At 70.7% G+C, this 24,657-nt stretch carries 16 protein-coding genes and 1 pseudogene; 6 read left to right on the top strand and 11 right to left on the bottom strand.

Going from position 1 to position 24,657, the window contains the following annotated elements:
* The 3 genes and pseudogenes from HZS56_RS38570 to HZS56_RS31530 form a co-directional block, all read right to left on the bottom strand.
* Nucleotides 1-604 (bottom strand): annotated as a pseudogene (locus HZS56_RS38570) (helix-turn-helix domain-containing protein); the annotation flags it as partial.
* 258 nt (nt 605-862) lie between these two features.
* Complete coding sequence (locus HZS56_RS31535; protein ID WP_216724225.1) at nt 863-1,294, bottom strand: ATP-binding protein; 432 nt, start codon at nt 1,292-1,294, stop codon at nt 863-865.
* Nucleotides 1,295-1,467: 173 nt separating this feature from the next.
* Nucleotides 1,468-1,680, bottom strand: coding sequence for a type II toxin-antitoxin system VapB family antitoxin (locus tag HZS56_RS31530; RefSeq protein ID WP_253915209.1), 213 nt, complete (start codon nt 1,678-1,680; stop codon nt 1,468-1,470).
* 471 nt (nt 1,681-2,151) lie between these two features.
* Here HZS56_RS31530 and HZS56_RS31525 point away from each other — a divergent pair, with 471 nt between their 5' ends.
* Nucleotides 2,152-3,039, top strand: a complete 888-nt coding sequence (locus HZS56_RS31525; protein ID WP_216724223.1) for a helix-turn-helix domain-containing protein — start codon at nt 2,152-2,154, stop codon at nt 3,037-3,039.
* A complete protein-coding gene (locus tag HZS56_RS31520) occupies nt 3,036-3,245 on the top strand; it encodes a DUF397 domain-containing protein (protein WP_216724222.1) in 210 nt (69 codons plus the stop codon). The genes HZS56_RS31525 and HZS56_RS31520 overlap by 4 nt, the downstream gene beginning before the upstream one ends.
* 64 nt (nt 3,246-3,309) lie before the next feature.
* Here the strand turns inward: HZS56_RS31520 and HZS56_RS31515 are convergent, their stop codons facing one another.
* Together HZS56_RS31515 and drmD are read right to left on the bottom strand one after the other, a co-directional pair.
* Nucleotides 3,310-7,464 carry an Eco57I restriction-modification methylase domain-containing protein gene (locus tag HZS56_RS31515; RefSeq protein WP_216724221.1) on the bottom strand — a complete coding sequence of 1,385 codons (4,155 nt, stop codon included), beginning with the start codon at nt 7,462-7,464 and terminating at the stop codon, nt 3,310-3,312.
* Nucleotides 7,464-10,865 carry a DISARM system SNF2-like helicase DrmD gene (gene drmD, locus HZS56_RS31510; RefSeq protein ID WP_253915208.1) on the bottom strand — a complete coding sequence of 1,134 codons (3,402 nt, stop codon included), beginning with the start codon at nt 10,863-10,865 and terminating at the stop codon, nt 7,464-7,466. Before drmD ends, HZS56_RS31515 begins: the two co-directional genes overlap by 1 nt.
* A gap of 320 nt (nt 10,866-11,185) precedes the next feature.
* On the opposite strand from drmD, the gene HZS56_RS31505 reads away from it, so the two are divergent.
* The 3 genes from HZS56_RS31505 to HZS56_RS31495 are packed head-to-tail and all read left to right on the top strand — an operon-like array spanning nt 11,186 to nt 14,464.
* Nucleotides 11,186-11,455 (top strand): hypothetical protein, encoded by a 270-nt coding sequence (locus HZS56_RS31505; protein ID WP_216724220.1) that lies wholly within the window; start codon nt 11,186-11,188, stop codon nt 11,453-11,455.
* A 28-nt stretch (nt 11,456-11,483) separates the two neighbouring features.
* Nucleotides 11,484-12,068, top strand: a complete 585-nt coding sequence (locus HZS56_RS31500; protein WP_253915207.1) for a DUF6879 family protein — start codon at nt 11,484-11,486, stop codon at nt 12,066-12,068.
* Nucleotides 12,065-14,464 carry an ATP-binding protein gene (locus HZS56_RS31495; RefSeq protein ID WP_216724218.1) on the top strand — a complete coding sequence of 800 codons (2,400 nt, stop codon included), beginning with the start codon at nt 12,065-12,067 and terminating at the stop codon, nt 14,462-14,464. Before HZS56_RS31500 ends, HZS56_RS31495 begins: the two co-directional genes overlap by 4 nt.
* Here the strand turns inward: HZS56_RS31495 and HZS56_RS31490 are convergent.
* On the bottom strand, nt 14,461-15,318 hold the full coding sequence (locus tag HZS56_RS31490) for a methionyl-tRNA formyltransferase (RefSeq protein ID WP_253915206.1): 858 nt from the start codon (nt 15,316-15,318) through the stop codon (nt 14,461-14,463). The genes HZS56_RS31495 and HZS56_RS31490 overlap by 4 nt on opposite strands.
* 316 nt (nt 15,319-15,634) lie before the next feature.
* Between HZS56_RS31490 and HZS56_RS31485 the strand changes: the two genes are divergently transcribed.
* Nucleotides 15,635-17,269, top strand: a complete 1,635-nt coding sequence (locus tag HZS56_RS31485) for a hypothetical protein (RefSeq protein ID WP_308408206.1) — start codon at nt 15,635-15,637, stop codon at nt 17,267-17,269.
* 9 nt (nt 17,270-17,278) lie between these two features.
* On the opposite strand, the gene HZS56_RS31480 is transcribed toward HZS56_RS31485, so the two are convergent.
* The 5 genes from HZS56_RS31480 to cysS all read right to left on the bottom strand — a co-directional run bounded on the left by HZS56_RS31480 (nt 17,279) and on the right by cysS (nt 24,410).
* Complete coding sequence (locus tag HZS56_RS31480) at nt 17,279-19,459, bottom strand: NB-ARC domain-containing protein (RefSeq protein ID WP_216724216.1); 2,181 nt, start codon at nt 19,457-19,459, stop codon at nt 17,279-17,281.
* Complete coding sequence (locus HZS56_RS31475; protein ID WP_216724215.1) at nt 19,456-19,911, bottom strand: hypothetical protein; 456 nt, start codon at nt 19,909-19,911, stop codon at nt 19,456-19,458. The genes HZS56_RS31480 and HZS56_RS31475 overlap by 4 nt, the downstream gene beginning before the upstream one ends.
* A gap of 164 nt (nt 19,912-20,075) precedes the next feature.
* Nucleotides 20,076-21,806 carry a DoxX family protein gene (locus tag HZS56_RS31470; RefSeq protein WP_216724214.1) on the bottom strand — a complete coding sequence of 577 codons (1,731 nt, stop codon included), beginning with the start codon at nt 21,804-21,806 and terminating at the stop codon, nt 20,076-20,078.
* A 128-nt stretch (nt 21,807-21,934) separates the two neighbouring features.
* Complete coding sequence (gene rlmB / locus HZS56_RS31465) at nt 21,935-22,876, bottom strand: 23S rRNA (guanosine(2251)-2'-O)-methyltransferase RlmB (RefSeq protein ID WP_216724213.1); 942 nt, start codon at nt 22,874-22,876, stop codon at nt 21,935-21,937.
* A 133-nt stretch (nt 22,877-23,009) separates the two neighbouring features.
* Entirely contained in the window at nt 23,010-24,410 is a 1,401-nt protein-coding gene (gene cysS, locus HZS56_RS31460) for a cysteine--tRNA ligase (RefSeq protein ID WP_216724212.1), read from the bottom strand.
* Between the last annotated feature and the right edge of the window lie 247 nt (nt 24,411-24,657).

The following is a 24,657-nucleotide window of genomic DNA, read 5'->3' as shown; positions in this document are numbered from 1 at the left end:
GGCGCGGGGTGAGGCGCGTGCGGGTGCCGGTGCCGGTTCCGGCCGGGGTGGTGCGGTGCGGGTGGGGTGGCGGTGTTTGCTCCGGGGGCGAGGCAGGAGGCTGCTCTTCCGACGGGCGGGTCGGTCGGAGCGGTCCGGGTGGTGCGGTCGGTTCGGTGGAGGACCGGGGTGCCGGGCGGCGGTCCGGGCAGACGGCGGTGTTGGCCGGCTCGCGGCGGGCGGGCGCGGTCGGCTGGTTGCAGGAGACCGTGCGGCTGACGATGCGGCCGGTGGTGGTGCGGTGGCGTTCGCGACGCAGGTAGCCGTGGGCCTCCAGCTCACGCAGGGCGGCGGCGATACGGGTCGAGCCCTCGGGGAAGCGGGCGGCGAGGGTCTTGATGTCGGCACCCGCGCCGGTGGGCAGCGACTGGAGGTGGCAGCCGAGGCCGATCGCGAGGAGGGAGAGCTCCTTGTGCTGGACCAGGTGGTTGCCGATCACCACGAAGCGGGTGGTGTGGCGGGTGTTGTCGTGGGTGATGCCGCCGCCGTGGCGACGCGTACGGGTCGGATTGTCGGCGGGGGCTGACTGGGCGCGCGGGGGCGCGCTAGTGTTTTGGGTATCCATCGGGAAGGTCCTTTGCTTCGCTTCCTTGGTGGTAGGCCCTCGCACCGGGATGCCAGTCCCAGCGGGGGCCGAAGTCTGTTTGGGGGTGGTGTGTGCTCGCTTGCGCTGAGAGTAGGGGAGTTGGGGGCCCTGAAATCCAGCTGAGCCGGTGATGTTCACCCGCCCGGGTGACGAGCGCCTCGGGCGGGAGGGGTGGGGCTTGGTGGGGTTCTTTCGCCCCGAGTTCTTTCCTTGGTAGGCACCGACGGCTCCGCAGCCTCAGGACGTGGGTTGCGGTGGCGTGACGTGCAGTTCGGCCCAAACGGTCTTGCGCGGAAAGCGGCCCTCCGATACGCCCCAGCGGTCCGCCAGCGCCTCGATGAGCAGCAGTCCACGGCCGGACTCGGCGTCGGGGGCGGGAGTTTGGGGCTGGGGAAGCTCCTGGCCACGAGTGTCAGTGACCTCGATACGGAGGGTCGCGCCGACGACGTGGAGGGTGAGCCGGAAATCGCGGCCGGGGACGCGGCCGTGGTCCGCCGCGTTGTTGGACAGCTCGGCGACGAGGTGACGTGCCGGGTCCAGGGGCAGCCCCCAGGAGCGGAGTTGCTCGGTCGCGAGCAGACGGGCGAGACGGGCGCCGCGTGGCGTGGGGGACAGCTGCACGCTGTAGTGGCGGACGGGGGCCGTGAGTTCGGGGGATTTCGGGTTCACGTCACTCAGCGTGGCGGCGTGTGCGTACCGTGAGAAGCGACTTGGCTGCTACGTAGGGTGACTGTCCGTCGTTGTCGGATGGTGTCGGTGCTGTCGGTGTCTCAGGGGCCGCTCTGGGTCCGGACGGTCCTCGACCCACGGTCGATCGGGGCGTGAGGCGTCGGCCGGATAGGTCACAGGCCCGCCCGTTCCCTCTCTTCGAGGACGTCGAAGTCCAGGAACGTGTCGGCGTTCTCCCGGAGCCAGCGAAGGGTCCGTGCCCGGTCGTCGGCGCTGACGGCGACCGCTATGGTCAGCGCGCGGTCGACGGTCTCCCGCTTGGTCCGGGTGCCGAGTTGTCGCTGCGCGAAGGCCAGCTTGTCGTCGTCGACGTGAACCAGGGTCATGGACGTGAGACCTCCCGACATCGGCTTACATGTCGCCTCCCAGCGTATTTCGGTCCGCGTCGCCCGGGACGAGCGCTGCCCTGCCCCCAGGCCTGCGGCGTGCCGAGAGAAGCCTGGCAGAGGGATGGAGGGGGCTCCAGAGTGCACCACCGATTCTGTGCAGGCGGGGTCCGAGGTGAGTGGGTTGCGAACACTTCTCGGGGGGTGTTCACGGATTCCGGGGGTGTGGCTCTGGAGGTGGAGTTCCGACGGCGCCGACTGCGTCCGGCCGAGGTGTGGCCGGCCGTTCCCGAACGTGCGAATTGTGCGTTCGGGCCCGCTACGCCACCTGTCGCGATCTAACGTGAGTGGTGACGGAGGGGATGCCTGCGGTCACTGTCCGTCGGTTGTCCGGTGCTGTCCGGACGGTCGGGGTGGTTGGTACGGGTAGGGCGTCGCGGTACGGCGCGGGACGACGGAGGGGTGCGTGACATGACGGCGGTGGACGGCGAGGCGGTAGGGCCCGTGGAGGCTGCGGGCGAGGCGGACGAGCCGGGGTGGGAGGTGGACCCGGACGACGAGTGGGGCGTCGCGGTCATCACCACCGTGGGGCGCCAGTTGAGGCTCCGACGCGAGGCTGCGGGCATGCGGGCCGGCGAGTTCGGGGCGGCGGTGGGGTACGGGGAGGACCTCGTCTACAAGGTGGAAGGCGGCAAGCGGATTCCCCGGAGGGAGTTCCTCGACAGGGCCGACGAAGTGCTGGGCGCGGGTGGGCTCCTCTCGGCGGCCTGGGAGGACGTGAAGAAGGTCCGGTATCCGAAGAGGGTGCGGGAGCTGGGGAAGTTGGAGGCGCGGGCGGTCGAGATCGGGGTGTACGAGTGCAACATCATCCCCGGCTTGTTGCAGACGTCGCAGCACGTGCGGATCTTGATCAGCGCAGCGCAGCCCCCATACTCCCCGGATGATGTGGAGCGCATGGTGGCCGCTCGGCTGGCCCGGCAGTCTGTGTTCGAACGCGACCCCGCTTCGTCCATCCACTTCGTGATGGAAGAGGCGCCGCTACGCCGCCAAGTTGGGGGCACAATGGTGTGGCAACAGCAGCTCGAACACCTGCTGGAGGTGGGGCGGTTGAACAGCGTCACACTTCAGGTCATGCCGACCAATACGGAAGCTCACCCAGGCTTGGATGGCAGGATCGAGCTGCTGAAGTTCCCGGATGGTACGGCTGTGGGGCGCGCCGATGGACTGTTCAACGGTCGGCCCGTCTCTGACCCGAAGCAACTCCGCGTCCTGGAGTTGCAGTACGGCACCATCCGGGCGCAGGCACTCCCGCCTCGGGAGTCGCTGGCCTTCATCGAGAGACTGCTGGGAGAGACATGATGCGCAAGGCCTCCGCCGGGGACGCCTCCGAACTGGCATGGTTCAAGAGCAGCTACAGCGGCGGTACCAACGGCGAGTCCTGCGTGGAGCTCGCCCTCACTCCCGGCACAGTCCACGTCCGCGACTCCAAGACAGTCGATGGGCCTCGCCTGGCGCTCACGCTTGGTGCGTGGTCGAACTTCGTGACGTACGCCTCGGAGAGCTGACGTCCCAATGCTCTGCGCCCCGTGCCCGGTAGACACTGGGCGCTGGGCGCATTGGTGTATGCCTTCAGGAAACGTCCAGTGTGGAGAAGAGCCCGCCGTCATCCTCTGAAGCGTCGTGAGGATTGCGCTGAGCGGCCCGCGCCTTCGTCTTGGCCTTACGGACGGCGGCCCTGCGCTTCTTGGCCTCGGGGGCGTGTAGTCCTTGGTTCATTTCTTCCTTGTAGCGAACGTGGTTCAGCTCCAAGAGGCGGTCCAAAATTTCCGTCTGGGCTTGCAAGGCGATAGTGAAGCGTTGACCCTGCGGGGCAACCTGGAACCCATGATCGAGGGTTAGATCGGTCCATCCGTAAGCTTCAACAACTGCTTTGTCTACCTCGATATGAGCTTCCCGGACAGTTGAGATCAAGGAATCGGTTACTGACTCAGAGTGAACACGGTTGTATAGCACAGTGAGTCCAATTCCGTGTTCATCCATGGCGGCCTTCTGAGTTCTCTCCAGTTCTTCTCCAGCTGAGTGCAGGCTGATGGTTCCCTGAGGGCGGGGAAAGGTTTCGTATACATCCGACGGTGTGTATCGAAGGTCTCCCTTTAGGCTCGACGCCCGTTGAATGGCCCATGAGTAGTGGACGACGCTGGACAGCAAGGCTAGTTGAGCTACTGAATCGGTGGCGAAGATAGTCAGAGCATCGCTCAGAACCTGACGTGTCGAGCAGCGCAAGGGCATAGCGGTGCTGCTGACGCGCGTGAGTACCACCGCTCGGTCCAGATCGGCGATCGCCTCATGCAGCTCGGGGCGGTGTCGCCAATGATGCCAAAACGGAATTTTGGAACCAGGAGCAGCCTTGTCCCGTACCGGCTTCACGGAACGTTCGACAACGTCCCACGCCCTCGGATAATCGCGAGCCCTCTCCTCGGGCCAGTCGCGGAAGTCAATGGCCCAACGGCTTGCGGATTGGTCCGGACGGGAGTTCAAGTCCTCGCCGTTGAGGTAGGGAAGTACCACCTCCGCATACCTGGGGTCTTCGTTAATCATCGTTTGCGCTTCTTGTGCGCTCAGCACGAAGCCCATGCCTCGGAGGTATGACCCGATGAAGGACTGAGCTTCGTTCGCTACCAGCGGGTAAGGATTTCCTGTTGCCCGTGACTTCGGGTCCAGGCTCGCGGTGATACCTCGGACTTCACGTCCATTCAAGACGGGCGTCTCAGTGTCGCCGACCTTCTCACTTGCCCACAGCAATGAGACTTCCAAAGCCGCCGTCCCCGGCCAGGGCTGAGACTTGATGGCGCGATACACCGTCCACCCGTCAGCCGTAGCCCGGTCCAGCCCGACCTCCCGCGTATCCCCTTGCGCGATCGTGTTCGTCGCGATGATTCCCGTACGACGCCCCGGCGCGATCATCAGGTTCCGCAGCAAGAAGTACGCGCACAGGTCCGCATGCCCCCGCGTCCCACCCGCCAGCCGATTGACCAAGTACTCCCGATAATCCTGCCCCAGCGCACCCGTGAGCTTCTTCCCACCGAGGAACGGCGGATTCCCCACCACCGCATCGAACCCACTGGAGCCCCCCACCCCCATGATCTCGGGAAACTCCAACGGCCAATGCAACGGCCGCACCGCCTCCGCCCTCGGCCCCTTCAGCCACCCCGCCACGATCCCCCGGGCCCGACCCGCAGCCTCCTCGGCACCGGCCCCGTCCCCCATCGCAGCCGCGACCAGACCAGCCACCGCCTCCAACCGGTTCCGGTACGCCTTCGCCTTGGCGTCCTCCTTGGCCTCGGCATGCGCCGCCCGCCCCCGCGCGCCCCCGGCACTCTCCACGCCGGAGATCTCCGTGGCCTCCTCGTCGGAGATGCCCTCGGCGGCCAGCGCGGCGCCGACCACCGCGTCCGCCGCGAGCCGCAGCTTGCCGCTCAGCGCGTCGGCCTGTTCCAGCAGCTCGGCCTTGTCCCGGACGACCCGGATGTCCGTGACCGCCGTCGACTCGATCTTGCGGCGCAGCTCGGCCGCGTCCGACAGCAGCGTCTCCGTCACGTCCAGCGCCCGCGAGACCTCCGGGCTCAACTGCCGTGCGCCGGAGTCGAGATGGAACGCCTTCACCTGCTCCACGTCGATCACGCCGACCAGCGAGTCCCCGCACCGCAACGCATGGTCCAGGAACGAGAACGGCCGTCCCTTCGCCAGCGTCACCAGCCACAGCGACAGCTTGGCCAGCTCCACGGCCATCGGGTCGCGGTCGACCCCGTACAGGCACCGGTCGGCGACCAACCGTCGCGCCACCTGGTGCAGTTGCTCACGGTCGTCGGCGTCGACGTCCCGCGCGATCTCCGTCGGCAGCCCGTCCCGGATCCACGCGTCGACCACCCGGTCGGACAGGTACCGGCAGGCCGAGACGAGGAACGCGCCGGAACCCATCGCCGGGTCCAGTACCCGTAGCTTCAGCAGCTCGTCGGCCGTCTTCGCCCGCCAGACGCCCGGTTCCGCGCCCTCCGCCGGGCCCGGCGCGAAGCACAGCGGGGCCAGTGTGTGCTCGACGACCTCCTCGGCCAGCGCCTTCGGCGTGTAGTGGGTGCCCGTGTCACGGCGGTTGCCCGACCGTACGACCACGACGGAGCCCGCCGGCCACACCTTGGGCTCGCCGCGCAGGTCGACGCCGTACAGCCTCGAGAAGGCGACCGCCCGCTCGGTCAGTGCCGGGTCGCTGCCACAGGCCGTTTCCAGTTCAGCCGTGACGACGGCGGGCTTGGACAGGGCCTTCGTGACCGTCGGCGCCTTGGTGCCGGCAGCCGCGGCGACCTCGTCGGCCAGCGTGCCCGCCGCCGCCCACTCCTCCAGACGGGCCAGCGGCAACACCGCCTCGTACTTCTTGTCGCGGCCGAAGGAGACCCCGACGTACGGCTCGTCGGCCCAGTGACAGCCGTACTCCAGCAGGCCCTCGTAGACGTGGCCGATCTGCTCGACGTCCAGGCCCTTGTACGAAAGGCGCTCCTCGCCCTTGAAGCCCTTGCGGGCGCGGAGGGTGAGGAGGGCGTCGAGGATCTCGTAGACGACCCGGTCGGTGACCTTGGCCCCCACCAGCCAGGGGAAGCGCGCCGGGTCGAAGAGGGAGCCGCCGTACGGCGGGATCCACAGGAGGTCGTGCGTGCTGCCGCCGTGGATCGCGGTGAACGTCGCGAGCAGGCGCGGCCACGTCGCAGCGCTGCGGTCGCCCAGCTCACCGCCGTGCAGACGACGGGCGGTGCGTAGCTCCTCGTGCAGCGGGCCGACGGCGTACGAGGCGTCGTACAGCTCGTCCCCGGAGGGGAGGAGGCGCTGTTCCTCGGCGTAGAGGAGGAAGACGAGGCGCATCATGACGGTGAGGGCGCCCTCGTAGACCTGCTTGGCCGAGACGTCCCGGAGCAGGGTGCCGTGGGACTCGCGGTCGAGGCGGGAGACCTCGGCGACCAGCAGCGAGACGGCCTCGCGGACCTGGCGGCCGAGGGTGTCGGTGACCTCGGACTGCGCGGCGGCGGTGCGGGCGAAGAGCCCGGCAGTGGAGTCGGACGGCTTGCCAGCGGCGTCCAGCGGCGGGCGGGCGACCCGGCGCGCGGTGAGCAGGCTGGCGAAGGCGCGGGCGAGGAGCGGTTCCTCGGACCACAGGTCGGCGTCGAAGACGGCGACGGTCGTGGCCTCCTTGGGGCGGGCGTGGACGAGGGCCCACTCGGCGCCGTTGGTGAGGAGGGCGAGCGGGACCTGGCGGGCCCGGCACAGGTCGGCGGCCTGGTCGACGAAGGCCGGCCGGTCGCCGCGGGGGCGGGTCAGCGAGGCGCCCCAGTCGTCCGCACGGAACAGCAGCGCGCGGGGTGTCAGGCCCCCCGACTCGCCCGGGCCGAGGAGTACCGCGTCGGGCGTGTTCGCGCCGGCGTGCAGCGACTCGGGGATCGCGGCGCCCTCGCGCAGGCCGGGCGAGCGCCAGCCGAGGAGCTCGGCGAGGACCAGTTTCTCCCAGGCGGGACGCAGCAGTGCCGGGTCCTCCTGGACCTCCGCCCAGGCCTGGCGCAGCCGCGTCCACGTCTCGGGCGGGATCGTGTCCAGGCCCTGCGGGAACGCGTCGACGAGTACAGGCAGGGAGACGAACGGGCCGTCGGGGCGCAGCAGCCGCAGCCAGTCCTCGTGCTGCTCCGTCGGCGTCGGAACGGTGCCCTTCGGCGGCACCCTCTTCTTGGCAGCGGCGGTGGGCATCAGTGGGACTCCTGGCGGGCGGTGACGGCGAGGGAACGGGGGACGAGGAAGGTGACGGACACCGGGAACCAGCGTGGTGACGGGTCCGCCCAGCGGCGCCGCAGAGCCGACGTCTCCGACTCGATCACCCGCGGCAGCCGCCGCAGACGCTCCTGAAGCGCCTCGCGGTCGGCGTGCAGCTGGCGGCGTTCGTCGTCGACGTCGAACAGCGACTCCTGCTGCCAGTGTCCCGTATCGTCCAGGCGCTCCCGGATCGACCGGCCGAGGTCCTCCAGGACCGCGCGCATGCCGTCGACCTCCTCTTCGCAGCGCTGGGCGAGCAGCGTCTGCAGGGTGCGGAAGCGCCGGTTCGCGCGGGTGTTCAGGGCGCGGGAGAGGCGGGCGTCCAGGTTGTCGGGCCACAGGGCGGACAGTTCGGCGCGGATCTCCTCCGGCGGGAGGTCGTCCGTCGCGGCGTCGAGCCAGGCCTCCACGTCCTCCTTTTTGGCCACGGCGAGTCTGCCGCCCTCGATGAGACCGCCCGCCGCGATCACCTCCTCGTGGAGGCGGGCGCCGCCGCTGCCGCTGATCACGACCCGGCCGTGCGCCACGACGGCGGGACCGCGCAGGGCACCGTCCGGCACCACACGGGCCGTGACGCGGGACAGCTTCCCGTCCCCGAGGTCCTTGATGTCCCCGAGGTCCCGGACGTTCCCGGGGCCCCCGACGCGGTCGTCGCCGGAGGCTGGCCGCTTCGCGTCCCCGCCGGACCACAGCTCCGCGCGCAGCAACCGCAGGCACATCTGCGTCAGGCGGTGGCCCAGGTGGAGGTAGACGACGTCGGTGCGGTCGCGGGCCTCGGCCTCGTCGAAGACGACCGGGCGGTCCGCGCCGGTGAGCGGGTGCCGCAGGCCGTCGTTGCGGGCCCGGGCCCAGGCGCCCGGCAGCTCGGGGAGCCGGAAGCAGCGGGCGCCCTTGGCCGGCTGCGGGTCGGGGACCTCGGTCAGGTCCTTGCGGTGGGCGAGCTGGAGGCCGGTGCGGACGACCCGCTCCACGGTCGCGGCGTTCAGGTGGAGCTCCTGGCGGCTGCCCGCAAGGGCGTGGACCAGCTGCTCCAGGTCGCGTGCGAGGTCCCGCTCGACCTTGAGCACGGCCTTGCCCGACCGCTTGGTGATCTCCGCGTCGGCGGTGGTCCAGCTGGAACGGCGCCCCAGCATCTTCTGCTCGACCTGCGCGGCGATGACCTCACCCGCGCTGCCCAGGTCCTCACGGATGCGCTCGGTCTTGCGGGCGGCCACCGCGAGGAAGTGCATCTCGTCCTCCAGGGCCCCGTCCTCGTACCCGGAGTCGGTCTGGTGGTCGTGCGCGGCGTCGAAGCCCTGCCAGCCCTCGGGAACGAAGTGGTGGACGTCCACCTGGTGGGCGCGCTGGCCGTGCCGGTCGACGCGGCCGTTGCGCTGCTCCAGGCGGTTGGGGTTCCACGGAATCTCCCAGTGCAGGACCCGGTGGCAGTGGGCCTGAAGGTTGATTCCCTCGCTGGCCGCGTCGGTGCCGATCAGGATACGTACGGGAGAGAGGTCCGGGCTCTCCTGGAACACCGTCTTGACGTCCTCGCGCTCCTTCGGGTCCTGACCGCCGTACAGCAGGGCGATCCGCTCCTTCGGGTACTTGGCCGCGATCAGCTGCTCGTACAGCCAGCGCTGGGTGTCCCGGTACTCGGTGAAGACGATGACCCTTTCCTCCGTCCAGTCACCAAGGGGGCCGTCGGCGCACGTGATCGCGTCCAGCCACTCGCGGAAGCGCGCGAACTTGGCGTCGGCGCGTTTCCCCGCCGTCACGGCCCACGCGTCCAGCTCCTTCAGCAGGGTGCGCTCGCGGTCCGACAGCGGGCGCATAGCCTGTCGGGCTGCCGTGAGGGCACGGGCCGCCGCCTCGGCCTGCTCCCGCTCGCCGTCCTCCTCGGCCTCCTCGACTCCGTCGATGAGCGGCCTGAGCACGCGGACGCTGGGGGTGGGCTCCGCCTCCTCGGCCAGTCGCCGGGACGTCATCGTCTCGAGGTGCGTGGCGATGGTCTCCGCGAACGCCTTCGGCGACGACAGGAACCGCTTCTTCAGCAGCGTCGTCACGAAGTCCGCCGCCGCACGGCCCGCCTTGCCTCCGCTGTTCCCGCCGCCGTTTCCGTCGCGGCGCGAGCGGGCGTACTCGGCGAGCTTGGCGTAGGCCTCCCGGGTCTCGTCGCTGTACCGCACCTCCAAGGGGTGCGGCACGCGGCGGGGGAAGCGGGGATCGCCGTTCCACTTCGGCGGGAGTTCCGACTTCAGGCGGCGCACCATCACGCGGCGCAGCTGCTCGTCGGCCGGCTTCACGCCACGGGCGAAGCGATGGTCGTCGAGCAGTTCGAGCAGTGCCGTAAAGGACTCCAGGTAGCCGTTGTGCGGTGTCGCGGAGAGGAAGAGGCGGTGCTCACAGTGCGGGGCGAGCAGCTTCACGGCCCGGGTGCGCTGGGAGTCGACCGCGTACTTGCCGGTGCCGGACGGGGCGCAGGTGTGGACCTCGTCCACGATCAGCAGGTCGAAGGCGCGCGGGTACTCCGGCACCGGCGGGAGGATCTCGCGCAGCATCCGTGTCGGACGCTCCCGCTTCAGCCAGTCGATCGACACGATCAGGCGCGGATGGTGCGTCCACGGGTTGGCGGACAGGCCCGTCGCCGAGCGGCGCAGCTCACGCAGCAGCCTGGTGTCGACGATGCGGAAGTCCAGGCCGAACTTGTCCCGCATCTCGTCCCGCCACTGCAGCGTCAGCCCGGCAGGACAGACGATCAGCATGGAACGGGCCCGGTGGCGCAGCATCAGTTCCTGCGCGACGAGACCGGCCTCGACGGTCTTGCCGAGGCCGACGTCGTCCGCGATCAGCAGGTTCGTCCGGGGCATGGACAGGGCACGGACCACCGGGTCCAGCTGGTAGTCCTGGATCTCCACACCGGAACGGAACGGCGCCTGCAACGCCGTCTTGTCGGCCGAGGCGATGGCGCCCCAGCGCACCGCGTCCAGGAAGGCGTCCAGCCGGCCGGGCTCGTCGAACCCCGCACTCGGTGACGGCAGTTCGTACTGGTCGTGGACGCTGGTCCCCTGCTCCAGCTCCCACACCACCCGCAGTTCCTCATCACGGGCGTCGTCCTCGACGGAGGTCAGGGAGACGAGATGCGGTGCGGCGGCCCCGGCGCTGCGGGCAGGATCGTCGGTGGTCAGGGCTGAACGGACCACCTCGGTCACCACCCACGGGCGGTGGCGTACGGTCACCATCTGGCCGGGGGCGACGGGCGCCGCCCCGTCGGCCGGGCGAGTGAGGTCGGGACCGCCGTCGGCCGCCGTGTCGTCAGTGTCATCAGTCCCCGGCCGCACAGCCACCCCACCCGTTGTCATGACGCCCTTTTCTCCAGTCCCGCCCGGATCGGCGACCGCCCGTACGCGGCTCGTAACGCCCCGATGGAAGCCTAAAGGGAAAGGCCGGGAGGTTGTGGGCACTCACCTACGATTGAGTGCGCACAACAAGTACGCCACCCGCACGCCTGAGCGACTTGCCAGGCCCCGTGCACGCCTCGGCACCGACCCGGCCCGGCCCGCGGGACGTCGACGCTCGCTCGTCACGGACTACGAGCACCAAAGCCAAGAGAACACTCTGAGTGGTAATGTCGCCACGCTCGCAGCTGATTCGTCATCAGACGACGGCACTTGGGGGAACCATGGCGAAGAAGTGGAAAGCCGATCCCGAAGCGTCCTTCGCACGACGGCTGGGCAAGTCGTCCCGTGAACTGGGGCAGACTTCCGGGAACACCGGCTGCCCCGACATGTGGGAGCTGGACAACGGTGACGTCGCGGTCATCGGTGCGGACCTGACCGCTTCCTACGAGGGGCGGCTTCCGGACGACGTACGGGTCGATCCCGACGAGCGGCTGGTCATCATCCCCCGGGCGACGATCCTCGCGGCCAAAACGGACATCCCGGATGCATAGTCCACTGCACGGTGCGGTGGGAGAGCGAATGACGCTCAAGGACTACTACACCGACTTCGAGAAGTACTTCTGGCACTGCGGCGACCTCGGGTTCTGGAAGCTTGAGCGACAGCAGACATTCAAGGAACCCGGCTACGACAGCTGGGAGGCATTCTGGCGTGGCGACTGGGACGAATCCCTGCGCCTGCTGGAAGCGGGCCGCGCGGACATGGCGGAGTACCACCGCAAGGTCGAGCAGAACGGCTTCGTGGCCCGGCGGGCCCGCGTGGTCGAGGAACCGCTGAGTGACTACATGCGGTGGGAGCTCCACGCGCTGCGTGTCCGGGACCAGTGCGGGGGCCCCATCCGTGTCACCGACGCGGACCGAGTGGCCCCGTACGAGCAGGACGGCCCGCTGCCTGAGATCTCCACTCTCGGAAACCAGGTCATGTACCAGGCGCTCTACGACGAGCAGGGCGTCTTGGCAGCCGCGGAGAAGTTCGTCGACCGTCGGCTCGTCCTGCGTTGTCGGGAACTCATCGTGACCATCTACAACGCCGGTGAGCCCTTGGCGCACTGGTTCGACGGGCACGTGGCGCCTCTTCCGCCCCCACAGCGCCAAGCACCGGGATGAGAGAGGACGTCCCGGGGCACGTCAACCGGTTCGACGGCTCGGCCTCGGCCCACACGATCGTGCAGGCCGGCGAAGTCAGTGGCGGAGTGCATTTTCATCACCAAGTGCCGCTGCCCGCACCTGCCATCGTTCCGCACCAGTTACGCGGCTCCGTACGTCACTTCGTCAACAGGTCCGAAGAGCGGGCCCGCCTCAGCAGCCTTGTGGCGGGCCGCCATGACGAGCCACACGCGGTGCGCATAGCGGCCATCACCGGGACTGCCGGAGTCGGCAAGACCTCACTGGCACTGTGCTGGGCGCACAGCATCCGGTCGCATTTCCCGGGCGGTGAGCTCTACGCCAATCTGCGGGGCTACACCGCAGGCTCCCCTGCCACACCGCAGGAAGTACTGGGCCGCTTCCTGGAGGACCTCGGCGTTCCCGCCACACATGTACCGGCCGAACCGGAGCGGCGCGAAACGATGTTCCGGTCGCTGCTCGCCGAGCGCCGCGTAATGCTCGTACTCGACAATGCCGCGGACAGCTCGCAAGTCCGCCCGCTGCTGCCCGCCACCTCCGGTTGCCTCGTCGTGGTGACCAGCCGGGACGACCTGTCCGGCCTGGTCCGCCAGGAAGGCGCACTGCGCCTGGACGTCACCACGCTCCCCACGCCGGATGCCGTCGAACTGCTGCGTGCCGCCACCTCCGATTACCGGACCGGCGACCGTCGGGGAGACTTGGCAGCATTGGCCCGGCTGTGCGCGGGGCTGCCGCTGGCGCTGCGTATCGCCGCCGAACGCGCGGCGGGCTGGCCTTCCATGCCGCTCGGTGAGCTGATCGACGACCTGCGCGACGAATCGGCCCGGTGGAGCGTTCTGACAGCCGAGGCCGAGGAGGGGTCCGACGCGATGCGCAGCGTTTTCGAGTGGTCTTACCGAGCGCTGTCCGACCCCGCATCCCGGCTGTTCCGACGGCTCGGCCTGCACCCCGGCAACGAGTTCGGCCTGCCCGCCGCAGTGAGCCTCGCCGGAAGCGATCCGGCTCATGTCCGGGGCCTGTTGGACGCACTGGTGCGAGCACATCTGCTGGAGCGGCGCCCCGCCGGCCGCTACGAGTTCCATGATCTGCTGCGGGCCTACGCGGCGGAGCAGGTCCGGCGGGAAGAGAGCGAGGGGGAGCGGAAAGAGGTTCTCAGGCGCTGTCTCGCCTGGTACCTCCACACCGCGTACGCGGCACAGTGCGCCATGGCGCCGTTCGACCGCTACGACCTGGACGACCGTATCCCCGTGCCCGCCGCGGCCCTCCGCTTCGAGAATTATCAGTCGGCGTTCGACTGGTACCGCGCGGAGAGCGCCAACCTCGTCGCTGCCACTCGTGCCGCCGCCGATGTCGGATTTCCGGAGATCGCATGGCGGTTGGCCGTGGTGCTGCGGGCCGTCTACATGCACCAGAACGCCTTCGACGACTGGGAGACGACTGCCCGGATCGGCGTCAGGGCCGCAGCCTGCGCCGGAGAGCAGCATGGTGAGGCGGAGGCGCGTGAAACTTTGGGCAAGGCTGCCTTCCAGGCGTTGCGACTCGATGAGGCGGAGGAACATCACCGCGCCTCATTGGCCCTTCGCCGGCATATCGGCGACCGCCGTGGCGTTGCGGTGTCCGTCAACGCCCTTGGCCTGCTCGGACTGCGTCGGCGACGACTCGACGAGGCCAGGGCACACTTCACGGACGGCGCGGAGATCTTCCGGGAACTCGGCGACCGCCGATGGACGGCGTTGGTGCGGAGCAACCTCGCGGAGACGCTGTGCGAACTCGGCCGGGGCGAGGATGCCTGGTCCCTCCTCGAGCAGGTACTCGCCGACTTCCGCCAACTCGGTGACCGCGCTTGCGAGGGCAACGCCCTGTGCTTGCTGAGCTGGGCACAGCGCACATCGGGCGAGGCCGCAGAGGCTGCTTACTCGATCCGCGCCGCCCTGTCGATCGCTGCTGACGAGAGCAACCAGGTGTGGCAAGGTCACTGGTGGGCCGAGTCGGCACGAGTCGAGCGAGCCCGCGGGAATCCTGAGGAATCCCTCCGCCTCTTCCAGAAGTCTGCCGCCATTCAACAGCAGCTCGGTGACGCGTCCAGGGAAGCCACCGCACTGGACGGAGCGGGCGAAGCGTGCCAGTCGCTGGGACGCATGGAAGAGGCGGCAGAGCTGCACCGACGCGCCGCGAAGACCTACCGCCGACTTGGTTCACACTGGCAGCTCGCTTGCGCCCAAACCCATCTGGCCGACGCGCTGACGTCTACGGGCGATCACGAATCGGCACGCCTCACCCGAGAGGAAGTACTGCACCTGCTGAGTTCCTTCGACGACCCCAGAGCGCTCGCGCTGGCAGAGAAGGCGGCGCGGCGCCTGAGTGATCACGACGGCTAGTCGCCGGCTGCCGCGGGCTCCGAAGCCGTAATCCATACGGGCGCGTCGGCGCACTCCAGACGGATTCCCGCGGCTGGGGTGAGACTGGTCCGCAGGACCCTCAGACGACTGCCGTCAACCGTTGCCGTGGGCCCGAGGCTCGGACCCATGAAATGGAATACCCGCACCTGGTTGTGGACCTGGCGCGCGGTCATTGCGGTGTCGACTGCGAAGAACTCCGGTTCCAGCAATCCCGCATAGCTGATGCCGTCGGCAGACTGCGGTTCGCCGGCCGAAGGGTCCCGCACCCGGTCCAGGGCAATGCTCAGCTGTTCGCGCAGCACCGGGGACAGATCAGTCCACAGGCTCCGTGGGGTCACATCGTCCGGCAGCGGGACGCCGCCCTGCTGGGCCAGAATCGGGCCGGTGTCGAAGTCCTCGTCCATACGGTGAACTGTCACGCCCAAGTCCTCGTCGCCGTTCCGGATCGCCCAGAGCACTGGGGCCGGGCCGCGATATCTGGGCAGCAGCGAGGAGTGGATATTGAGCACGCCGTAGCGTGGGATCTGCAGCACGGATCGCGGCAACCGCCACGAGAATCCATAGCAGACGAGCAGGTCAAGTCCGTGTCCGTGCAACGAGGCACCCAGTCCTTCGGAACTGCCCGGCAGCAGCAGGTCGACGCCCGGCGGCAGCGCTGTGGTGATCTCGCCCGCGACGCGTGCCACACCCTCGTCCGTGGGCTTGCGTGGGCGCATCGAACGGGAGAACGCGTAGACGACCGGGGCATGGCCTGCTGCGGCGCACGTCTCGTGCAGAGCGGCGAACTCTGCCGCGCCGAAGGAAATCAAGCCGATACGCATACCGCCCGCCATGGGCAGGAGCCTAGTAGGCATGCCCGAACACGGCGTGTGTCTTACGGTAGGGCGGCTACGAAGGACAATGGCTGGGACGACAGACGAGAGGTTGCTAAGCGGCTTGTGAAACGGTATGAGGAGCATCGCCGCGAGCCGCGAGCCGCGAGCCGCGAGCCGCGAGCCGCGAGCCGCGAGCCGCGAGCCGCGAGCCGCGAGCCGCGAGCCGTTCGGGGTGGCCGTGAACGCTAGCGGCGCGCAGCTGCGGGATCTCCGGGCCCCGGTAGGGCGGGACGCCCACCGGTGGAACACGTTCCGCAGCGAGAAGACCCTTGTCGTGGCCGCCCGTACCGTCACCTCGACCGTGCGGGTGCTGGAGTCGCTTCCGGCGCTGCTGCGGGGGGACAGCAGGGTCGGTGTCGTCTTCGCCCACGACCCCACGTCCGCCTTCAACGACGGAGTCCTCGAACTGCTCCGTGATGCCGGCTGCCGGGTCATGCCCTGGTCGCAGCTCGACGCCGTCAGCCCCGACCTCATCCTCTCCGCCAGCGAGAACATCGACCTGCCCACGGACGACTGCCCCGTACTCGTCCTGCCGCACGGCGTGGGCTTTCAGAAACTCGTGCCGGACTCCCGTACCGCGCAGACCCGCCTGTCGGGTGCCGTGCCGGATGCGCTGCTCGATGCCGGGCGCACGTGGATCGCCGTCTCCCATCCGGACCAGGAGCGGCAGTTGCTCGCCGCCCACCCGAAGGCGCGCAGCCGCACGCTGGTCGTCGGGGACCCGTGCTTCGACGAACTGTCCGCCAGCCTCCCGGACACCGTCGCCCACAAACGTGCGTGGGGCGTCCCGGACGACAAGCGGCTCCTCGTTCTCAGCTCCACCTGGGGCCCCACATCGCTGCTCGGCCGGGACCCGGGCCTCGCCGCACGGGCGCTCGCCGAGTTGCCCTACGACGAGTACCGGGTCGCGGCGATCATCCACCCCAACGTGTGGGCGGCGCACGGCTCGTGGCAGATCCGCGCCGTTCTGGCCGACGCGCTGGAGGCCGGGCTCCTGCTGATCCCGACCGTCCACGCCTGGCGATCGGCGCTGGTCGCGGCCGAGGCCGTCGTCGGGGACCACGGGTCCGTCACTCTGTACGGGGCGGCCCTGGGCAAGCCGGTGCTCCTCGCTACGTACGGCGACGACGCGGTGCCGGGCACGGCCATGGCCGCACTCGGAGAAGCAGCACCCCGTCTCCGCCCCGAGGCCGGCATCCGGCCGCAGATCGAGTCCGTCATCGCCGGCCACACCCCTGGTCTCTACTCCGGTATCTCCCGACTCGCCTTCGCCGCACCGGGCCGGGCACTGGCCAGGCTGCGTACCGTCCTGTACGGCCTGATGGAGCTCGCGGAGCCCGCCCCGACCGCGCCGCCCGTACGGGCACTGCCTCGTCCGAGCACGCCGGAACGTACCGTCGTCACCTCCTGGACGGTGGACAGCGCGGCCGGGTCCGACGGGGCCGGGCAGTGGGTGGTCACCGTCCACCGCCGTCCTGCGGCCGTGTCCAGGCCGTCGGACGAGGGGTTCGAGGGGTTCCGGCACCTCGCCTGTGCCGAGGAGGAGCGGGATCGTCAGCTGGCCGAGAGCGCCTCGGTCATCACACGCAGCCGTCACACGCCGAGCGCGGTCGGCGCTCTCTCCTGGATCCGGGACACCCTCGGCCGGTTCCCCGGCTGCCGGCTCGCCGCGGCGTCCCTGGGCGGGAACAGCTGCCTGGTGGGGCTGCGCGACGGGCGGACCGTGGAGACGACGGTCACGGGACCCGCGGTCGACCCCGGCCTGCCCGCCGCCGTCGTCTACACGTGCTTGCGCGCGGGTCTGCCGCTCGACGACGCCCTGGTTGCGCTGCGCGTCGGCGAGACCGGGAAAGAGGACGTCGGTCTCCGGCTGAGGCCCGCACCGCCCGGCGCCCCGGAGCAGCGCTGAGGGGCCCGGTCAGCCGGTTCCGCCCAGCAGGTCGAGGCGTTCGCGCAGCTCGACCGCCGCAAGGCTGCCGCCTGCCGTGTAGATCTCGTATGCCCGGCGCAGATACCCCCGCACGGTCTCCGGGGCTCCGCCGGTGCGCTCGGTGATGTCGGCGAGCAGGACCAGGGCCTGCGCCTCGTAGTGGCTTGCCCTCGTCTCCCGCAGCGCCTCCGCCGCCTCGCCCAGCACGCGCAGGGCGGTGTCCGGGTCGCCGCGGTGGTCATGGACGGCCCCGATGGCGACCAGTGCCCGGGCGGCCATCCGTTCGTCGTCGCGGGCCAGCAGGTCCTGGCGGGCCCGGCGAAGTGTGTCCAGTGCCTGCTCGTGGTGGCCGGCGGCGTCCTGCGCACAGCCCAGGAAGTAGGTGGCGATGGCCACCCCTCGCCATTCCCCGGCTTCGATGTTGAGCTCGACGGACCGCCGGTACGCCTCCACCGCGCGGGCGGGGTCGAAGCGGTCCCAGTAGCGTCCGGAGAACTCCTGCACGGAGGCCTGGAGTGCGGTGTGCCCCGACACCTCGGCGCAGGCGGCCGCCGTCTCCAACTCCGCCCGTGCCCTCTCGTACTGTCCAAGGTCCATGAGCGGCCTGGACAGCAGACTGCGCAACCGGCCCTCCGCGGCCGGCACCACTGCCTCGGCCGCCGCGGTCGCACCCAGCTCCAGCGACTCCGTCCACTCCACCAGGTACCTGCGGTGCAGGAACAGGACGGTGAAGCCCTCCGCCAGTTGCCACACCCGCGAGTGCAGCCCCAACCGTGCCGCGTCCCGCAGGACGGCCAGGATGTTGGCGCACTCCGCTTCCAGCCAGGCCAGCGGATCGGGACCACCGTCCACGGCGAAGGGGTCCGGCGCGTCTCGCAGGCGACCGTCCAGGTCCCCGATCCTGAGCCGCTCCTCCCTGACACAGCGGTCGGCGAACGCCGTGAGGACCAGGTAGTGGGCGGTCACGCGCTCCACCACGGCATGCCGGCCGAGCCCGGGGTCGCGCTCGGCTGCTTCGGTCGCGCGCTCACGGGCGTGGAGGCGCACGAGGTCGTGCAGGCGGAAGCGGTCGTCCTCGGTCGCGTCGACGAGACTGGCTTCCTCCAGGAGGTCCAGGAGCGCCTCGGCCTGTGCCGCGTCGAGCTGCGCGGCGACAGCAGCCGTGCCGGCGTCGAAGGTACGGCCCGGAATCCAGCCCAGGGCCAGGTACAGACGCGCCGCTTCCGGCGGGAGTGCCCGGTAGACGACCTCGAGCGCCGCGGCCACGGAGTGCTCACCTCGCAGTGCCAGCCCTCGCAGGCGTCGGGATTCGTCGGCCAGTTCGTCGGCCAGTCGGCCCATCGTGAGCCGCCTGCTGGTCAGGAAGCGGGCCGCCACCAGGTGCAGTGCCTTCGGCAGGCCCGCACAGAACGCGACGAGCCGTTCGGCAGCCTCCCGCTCCGCCGCCACGGCCTCCTCGCCGCACCGCTGTGCCAGCAGCCGCAGCCCGCTGTCCACGTCCAGCGGCTCGAGGTACAACGGGCGGGCGCCGTCCAGGCTCAGCTCACCGAGCCTGGTGTTGCTGGTGACGACCAACACGCTGCCAGGTCCTTTCGGCACCAACGGCAGTACCTGGCCCGGCTGGTCGACGTCGTCGAGCACCACGAGGATCCGGCGGCCGGCGGAGCGGGTCCGGAAGAGCGCGGTCAGGTCCTCCAGGGACGTCGGCAGGAACGCGTCGCGCACGCCGAGGCCTCTCAGGCACCCGGTGACCGCTGCCGACACGGCGCCACCCGTACTCCGGCGCAGTGCGGCATAGTCCACGAAGAGCTGCCCGTCCGGGAACCGGTCACGCACCGTGTCGGCCCACCGGCAGACCAGCGTGGTCTTGCCGACGCCGGGCATGCCGGAGACCACGTGGAAGCCGACGTCCGAGGAACCGCGCGCGGCATCGGCCAGGCCCGCGTCCAGGAACGACAGCTCTTCCGTGTGGTTGACGCACCGCACGGTCAGCGGTGGCACCTGATCGGGACGGGCCGGCGGATCGTCGCGCGCCCCCGGATCGAGGACGTGGAACGTGATACCGCCGTGGATCTCCTGGGCCTGAACGACCGGTCCGTCGACGTTCCCGGACAGCTCGTTCCCGCCCCGCCCTCCTTCGGGCGCGCCCCCGGGGCTCTCGCTCCTCACTGTCCTGCGGCCCCCTGTTCGGGCGGAACCCGCCCCGGGGCGCCGAAGGTCAGGCCGGAGAAGTACTGCCCCTGCACGATGGGGCCGTTCTGCACGCCCCCGCTGACGCTGTTGTGCACCGAAGCTCCGCGACCGTCATCCATGCCCGGTTCCAGCTCGGCGAGCAGGCTCCGCAGTTCTTCGGCGGCTCGGGGATCGGCCTGCAGCACCCGCCGCAGTCGCGTCCGCCACTCGGCCTCGATGTCCGCTCCGGCGAGTTCGTCCCGGGCGGTACCCGCCGCCAGCAACTCCTCACGGGACCGGGCCAGTTCCTCCACGGTCGCGTCCTGGTCGCCACCACGGGCGAAGAACCGGGCGACTCGGTCTCTCGCCTGTGTCCAGGTCTCCGAAACCATCAGCCCGACGAGCGTCGTCGCACCGGACACGGCCAGCGCGGTCAACTCAGCTTCCACGGAGGCTCCCCCATGAGTACGGACTTCGTGAGCTGGGTTCCGGTCCCGACAGGACAGTAGTCGGCTCGTCGCACCCCGCACAAGGATCCACCGTCAACGGCGCGCGCCCCGCGCCCGGTTGTGGCCGGGGCGGGGCGCGTCGGTGTGTGGGCGCCCGGCCGGGTCTAGCCCAGCAGGCCGCCCACCAGGCGGCTGCCCGGTTCTCCCGTGGAGGAGGAGCCGCCGTCGCCGCTCTCCTCGGTGCCGGTGCTGCCGCCGGTCGAGCCGCCCGTGCCGCCCGTCGAGGTGCCGCCGGACGTCGGGCCCGCCGAGGTGCTCGGGGCCTGGTTCTCCGGCGTGGACTGCTGGGGCGGAGCCTGGCCCGAGGTGCCCTGGGTCTGGCTGGGCACGGTGCCGCCGCCGGTGGTCGTGCCGCTGCTGTCGCGGGTCGCGCCCGGGGTGGTCGCCGAGCCCTGCGAGGGCGTGGACGCGCCGCCGGTGGCGCCCTGGGTGGGCGAGGCGGACGCCTCCGGGGAGGTGGAGGTGGACCCGGGTGAGCGCGTGCCCGGCTCCTGCGGGAGCGGGCTGCCGGGCAGTTCGTTGCGCGGGGACTCGCCGGGGCCGGGCACGACCACGCGGTCGGAGTCGCGGACGGCGCCGCCGAGGACCGAGCCGATCAGCAGGGTCGCACCGGCGACCAGGAAGGTCACGAGGGCACCGCGGCGCAGGACGTAGCGGCGCAGGTCCCAGATGTCGGCGCGGGGGCCGAGCCGGCGCCAGGCGCTGCCGGCGAGCCTGCCGTCCACGGAGTAGACGGGGGCGCCCGCGATGATCAGCGGGGACCAGGCGGCCAGGTAGATGATGTCGGGCGCGTCGTAGACCGGGACGCTCTTCCAGCTGACGGTGACCAGGAGCGCCGCGGACAGGCCGGCGCCGACGACGGCGGCCACGCGCTGCCAGCAGCCCAGGACGGTCAGGACGCCCACCAGGACCTGGAGGAAGGCGATGACCAGCCCGGCGCCCACGGGGTGGGCGAGGGCGAACTGGCGCAGCGGCTCGGCGACGTCCCACGGGTGCAGGGTGTTGAGCCACTTGACCATGGAGCCGCGCTCGCCGCCGTCGAAGTAGACGGGGTCGCAGAGCTTGCCCATGCCGGCGTAGATGGAGATGAAGCCGAGGAAGACGCGCAGCGGCAGCAGCACGACGCCCAGGTTCATGCGGCGGCCGGGGAAGTAGGCGTGCCGTGCCGGGTCGTCGCTGCGGCGCCTGCCGCGCGGCGCGTCCGGGTCGGTGCCGTCCCCGTGGCCGTCTTCCGCGTACGGGGCCGGCGCGAAGTACTCGTCGCCGTACGCCGCTTCGTCGTCGGCGCTGCCGACGGTGCGCATGGCGGGCAGCAGCCGGGTCCCCTCGGGCAGGGGCCCGCGCTGCGCGCCGACGAGGGGCGTCTCGAGCGTCTGGGTGTCGGGGCCGTCCTCGTACCCACCGTCCTCGTACCCGAGGGGCGTGCCGCCGACGTCGACCCGGGGAATGACCTGCGTGGCTCCGGCGTCGCCCGAGAGGCCGGCGGCCGGGCCCCCGGAGTGGTGACCGGCTCCCGCCCGCACCGCCTGGAGCAGGCGGTGCGCGCCGGTGTCGTCCGGGTCGGACCGCCCGCTCCACACGACGGGCCGACGACGGCCGGCGGCCGGGGCGGCGGGCACACGGGCGGTGGCCTGGGTGGCGCTCAGGTGCTGCGCGATCCGCGGGGACTGGGCCCGCCGCGCGGAGGCACCGAACTGCACGCGGAAACTCGCGTGGTTGACGATGACCTGCGCCGGATCGCTCGGCACCTTCACCATGCTCAGCGCGGGAGCGTCGTCGTATCCCGACGAGCGGTCCCCCGTGGGTGTGCGGGGTGTTCTGGTGTCCACACTCATCTAACCGAGTGATCTGTCGTTAGGACACTGCCTTGACCGCCCCGATCTGTCCGGACCGCGTCAAGCATGTCCGGACAGCCTCGAACACCCCGTTCGGGTTACTTCGCGAACGTGCGTTCGCGGCGGAGTCAGCTCCGGCGGCGCGCCGCCTCGTAGAGCACGATCCCCGCGGCGACACCCGCGTTCAGCGACTCCGCGCCGCCCGGCATCGGGATGCGCACCCGCACGTCGCAGGTCTCGCCGACCAGCCGCGACAGGCCCTTGCCCTCGCTGCCGACCACGACGACCAGGGGGCCGTCCAGGGCCTCCAGTTCACCGAGTTCGGCCTCGCCGTCGGCGGCCAGGCCGACCACCGTGATCCCGGCCTTCTGGTACGACTCCAGCGCCCGCGTGAGGTTGGTGGCGCGCGCCACCGGCGTACGCGCGGCCGTACCCGCGGACGTCTTCCACGCGCCCGCCGTCATCCCGGCCGCGCGCCGCTCGGGCACGACGACGCCGTGGCCGCCGAAGGCGGAGACGGAGCGGACGACCGCGCCGAGGTTGCGCGGGTCGGTCACGCCGTCGAGGGCGACGATCAGCGGGTCCGCGCCCTCGTCGTGGGCCGCGGCCACCAGGTCCTCGGGGTGCGCGTACTCGTACGGCGGCACCTGGAGCACCAGCCCCTGGTGGTTCAGCCCGTTGGTCATCCGGTCCAGCTCGGGCCGCGGGGCCTCCATGAGGTTGATCCCGCCGCGCTCGGCGGCCAGCTGCAGCGCCTCGCGCACCCGCTCGTCGTTGTCGATGAACTGCTGCACGTAGAGCGTCGAGGCGGGCACGCCGTCGCGCAGCGCCTCGTAGACCGGGTTGCGGCCGACGACCAGCTCGGACGTCGACCGTCCGCCGCCGCGCCGCTGCTGCGGACGGCCACTGGCGCGGCGCGCCTTGGCGTTGGCGGCGCGCTGCTTGGCGTGCCCCTTGCGCATCTCGGCGGGGGGCGTCGGCCCCTTGCCCTCCAGGCCCCGGCGTCGCTTGCCGCCGCTGCCGACCTGCGCGCCCTTCTTGCCGGACATGCGGCGGTTGTTCGCGGCCATGAGTTACCTGTCTCGCTCTCTACGGAGTGTCTCTACGGGTGTGTGCGTGAACTTCGCGTTCCATGCAGTGTGCCGCCCGGGAGGCCGGGCGGCACAATCGATCTAGGGGACCTGCCCCCGGGCCCCTGCCGGGTCAGCGGGAGCCGAGGCTCCAGCGGGGACCCTGCGGGCTGTCCTCGATGACCAGTCCGGACTGTCCCAGCTGGTCGCGGATCGCGTCGGCGGTGGGCCAGTCCTTGCGCGCCCGCGCGGCCTCCCGCTGGTCGAGCACGAGCCGTACGAGGCTGTCGACGACGTGCTTCAGGTCCTCGCCCTGCTCCTGCTCCCCCGCCCAGTGCGGGTCCAGCGGGTCCAGGCCCAGCACTCCGAGCATGGCCCGCAGCTCGGCGAGCCGCGCCACGGCGGCCTCCTTGTCGTCGGCGGCCAGCGCGCTGTTGCCCTGCCGGACGGTGGTGTGGACCACGGCGAGCGCCTGCGGGACGCCCAGGTCGTCGTCCATCGCCTCGGCGAAGGCGGGCGGCACCTCGGCGGCGGGCTCCACGGCGTGGCCGGCCAGCTCGGTGACGCGCTGCACGAAGCCCTCGATCCGCGCGTACGCCGACTCGGCCTCGCGCAGGGACTCCTCGCCGTACTCGATGGTGGAGCGGTAGTGCGGGGTGCCGAGGTAGTACCGCAGCACGACCGGCCGCCACTGCTTGACCATCTCGCTCACGAGCACGCTGTTGCCGAGCGACTTCGACATCTTCTCGCCGCTCATGGTGACCCAGGCGTTGTGCACCCAGTAGCGGGCGAAGGCGTCGCCGAAGCCCTTGGCCTGGGCGATCTCGTTCTCGTGGTGGGGGAAGATCAGGTCGATCCCGCCCCCGTGGATGTCGAACTCGGTCCCCAGGTACTTGTGCGCCATCGCCGAGCACTCCAGGTGCCAGCCGGGACGCCCCCGCCCCCACGGCGTCTCCCAGCTGGGCTCCCCGGGCTTGGCCGCCTTCCACATGGCGAAGTCCCGCGGGTCCCGCTTGCCGCTCTCGCCCTCCCCGGCGGGCTGGCGCAGCTCGTCGATGTCCTGGTTGGACAGCGACAGGTAGCCGGGCAGCGACCGCACGTCGAAGTAGACGTTGCCGTCGGCCTCGTAGGCGTGCCCGCGCTCGATGAGGCCGCGCATCATCTCGACCATCTCGGTGATGTGCCCGGTGGCGCGGGGCTCGTACGTCGGCGGCAGGCAGCCGAGGACGGTGTAGGCGTCGTTGAACGCCCGCTCGTTCTCGTACCCGATGGACCACCAGGGGCGGTGCTGCTCCGCCGCCTTCTTGATGATCTTGTCGTCGATGTCGGTGACGTTGCGGATGAACGTGACGTCGTAGCCGCGGTACGCGAACCAGCGGCGCATGATGTCGAAGTTCAGACCCGACCGGATGTGCCCGATGTGCGGGGCGGCCTGCACGGTGGCACCGCAGAGGTAGATCGAGACACACCCGGGTGTGAGGGGGGCGAAGTCACGGATCTGCCGGGCGCTGGTGTCGTACAGCCGAATAGTCACGAGTCCAGGGTAGTAGGCGCGGCACAGTGCGCAGGGCCCACGGACCCGTTGTTGCCCAACCGAGGCACTCGGGACGGGGACGGCTTCCCGGCCGCCGGGCCCCTACGGGCGACGGCCGCCTCTTGGCCGACCGAGTCGGGTGGCGGGTGGGCGTAGGCCGGGCCCCAGGGGCGGAGCCCCCGGCGGGCGCGGGGCGGGGCGCAGGGCGGAGCCCCGCACAGCACACAGCACGGCACCACCCCCGCAC

It is taken from the genome of Streptomyces mayonensis, assembly GCF_018982965.1.
GTDB lineage: Bacteria > Actinomycetota > Actinomycetes > Streptomycetales > Streptomycetaceae > Streptomyces > Streptomyces mayonensis.
The sequence above is the reverse complement of the archived record's forward strand: the minus strand, read 5'-3'. Positions and strand labels throughout refer to the sequence as shown.

Coding starts and splice junctions, on each gene's coding strand:
- HZS56_RS31530 (WP_253915209.1), bottom strand. CDS start 1,680: ATGACCCTGGTTCACGTCGACGACGACAAGCTGGCCTTCGCGCAGCGA.
- HZS56_RS31525 (WP_216724223.1), top strand. CDS start 2,152: ATGACGGCGGTGGACGGCGAGGCGGTAGGGCCCGTGGAGGCTGCGGGC.
- HZS56_RS31520 (WP_216724222.1), top strand. CDS start 3,036: ATGATGCGCAAGGCCTCCGCCGGGGACGCCTCCGAACTGGCATGGTTC.
- HZS56_RS31515 (WP_216724221.1), bottom strand. CDS start 7,464: ATGCCCACCGCCGCTGCCAAGAAGAGGGTGCCGCCGAAGGGCACCGTT.
- drmD (WP_253915208.1), bottom strand. CDS start 10,865: ATGACAACGGGTGGGGTGGCTGTGCGGCCGGGGACTGATGACACTGAC.
- HZS56_RS31505 (WP_216724220.1), top strand. CDS start 11,186: ATGGCGAAGAAGTGGAAAGCCGATCCCGAAGCGTCCTTCGCACGACGG.
- HZS56_RS31500 (WP_253915207.1), top strand. CDS start 11,484: ATGACGCTCAAGGACTACTACACCGACTTCGAGAAGTACTTCTGGCAC.
- HZS56_RS31495 (WP_216724218.1), top strand. CDS start 12,065: ATGAGAGAGGACGTCCCGGGGCACGTCAACCGGTTCGACGGCTCGGCC.
- HZS56_RS31490 (WP_253915206.1), bottom strand. CDS start 15,318: ATGGCGGGCGGTATGCGTATCGGCTTGATTTCCTTCGGCGCGGCAGAG.
- HZS56_RS31470 (WP_216724214.1), bottom strand. CDS start 21,806: ATGAGTGTGGACACCAGAACACCCCGCACACCCACGGGGGACCGCTCG.
- rlmB (WP_216724213.1), bottom strand. CDS start 22,876: ATGGCCGCGAACAACCGCCGCATGTCCGGCAAGAAGGGCGCGCAGGTC.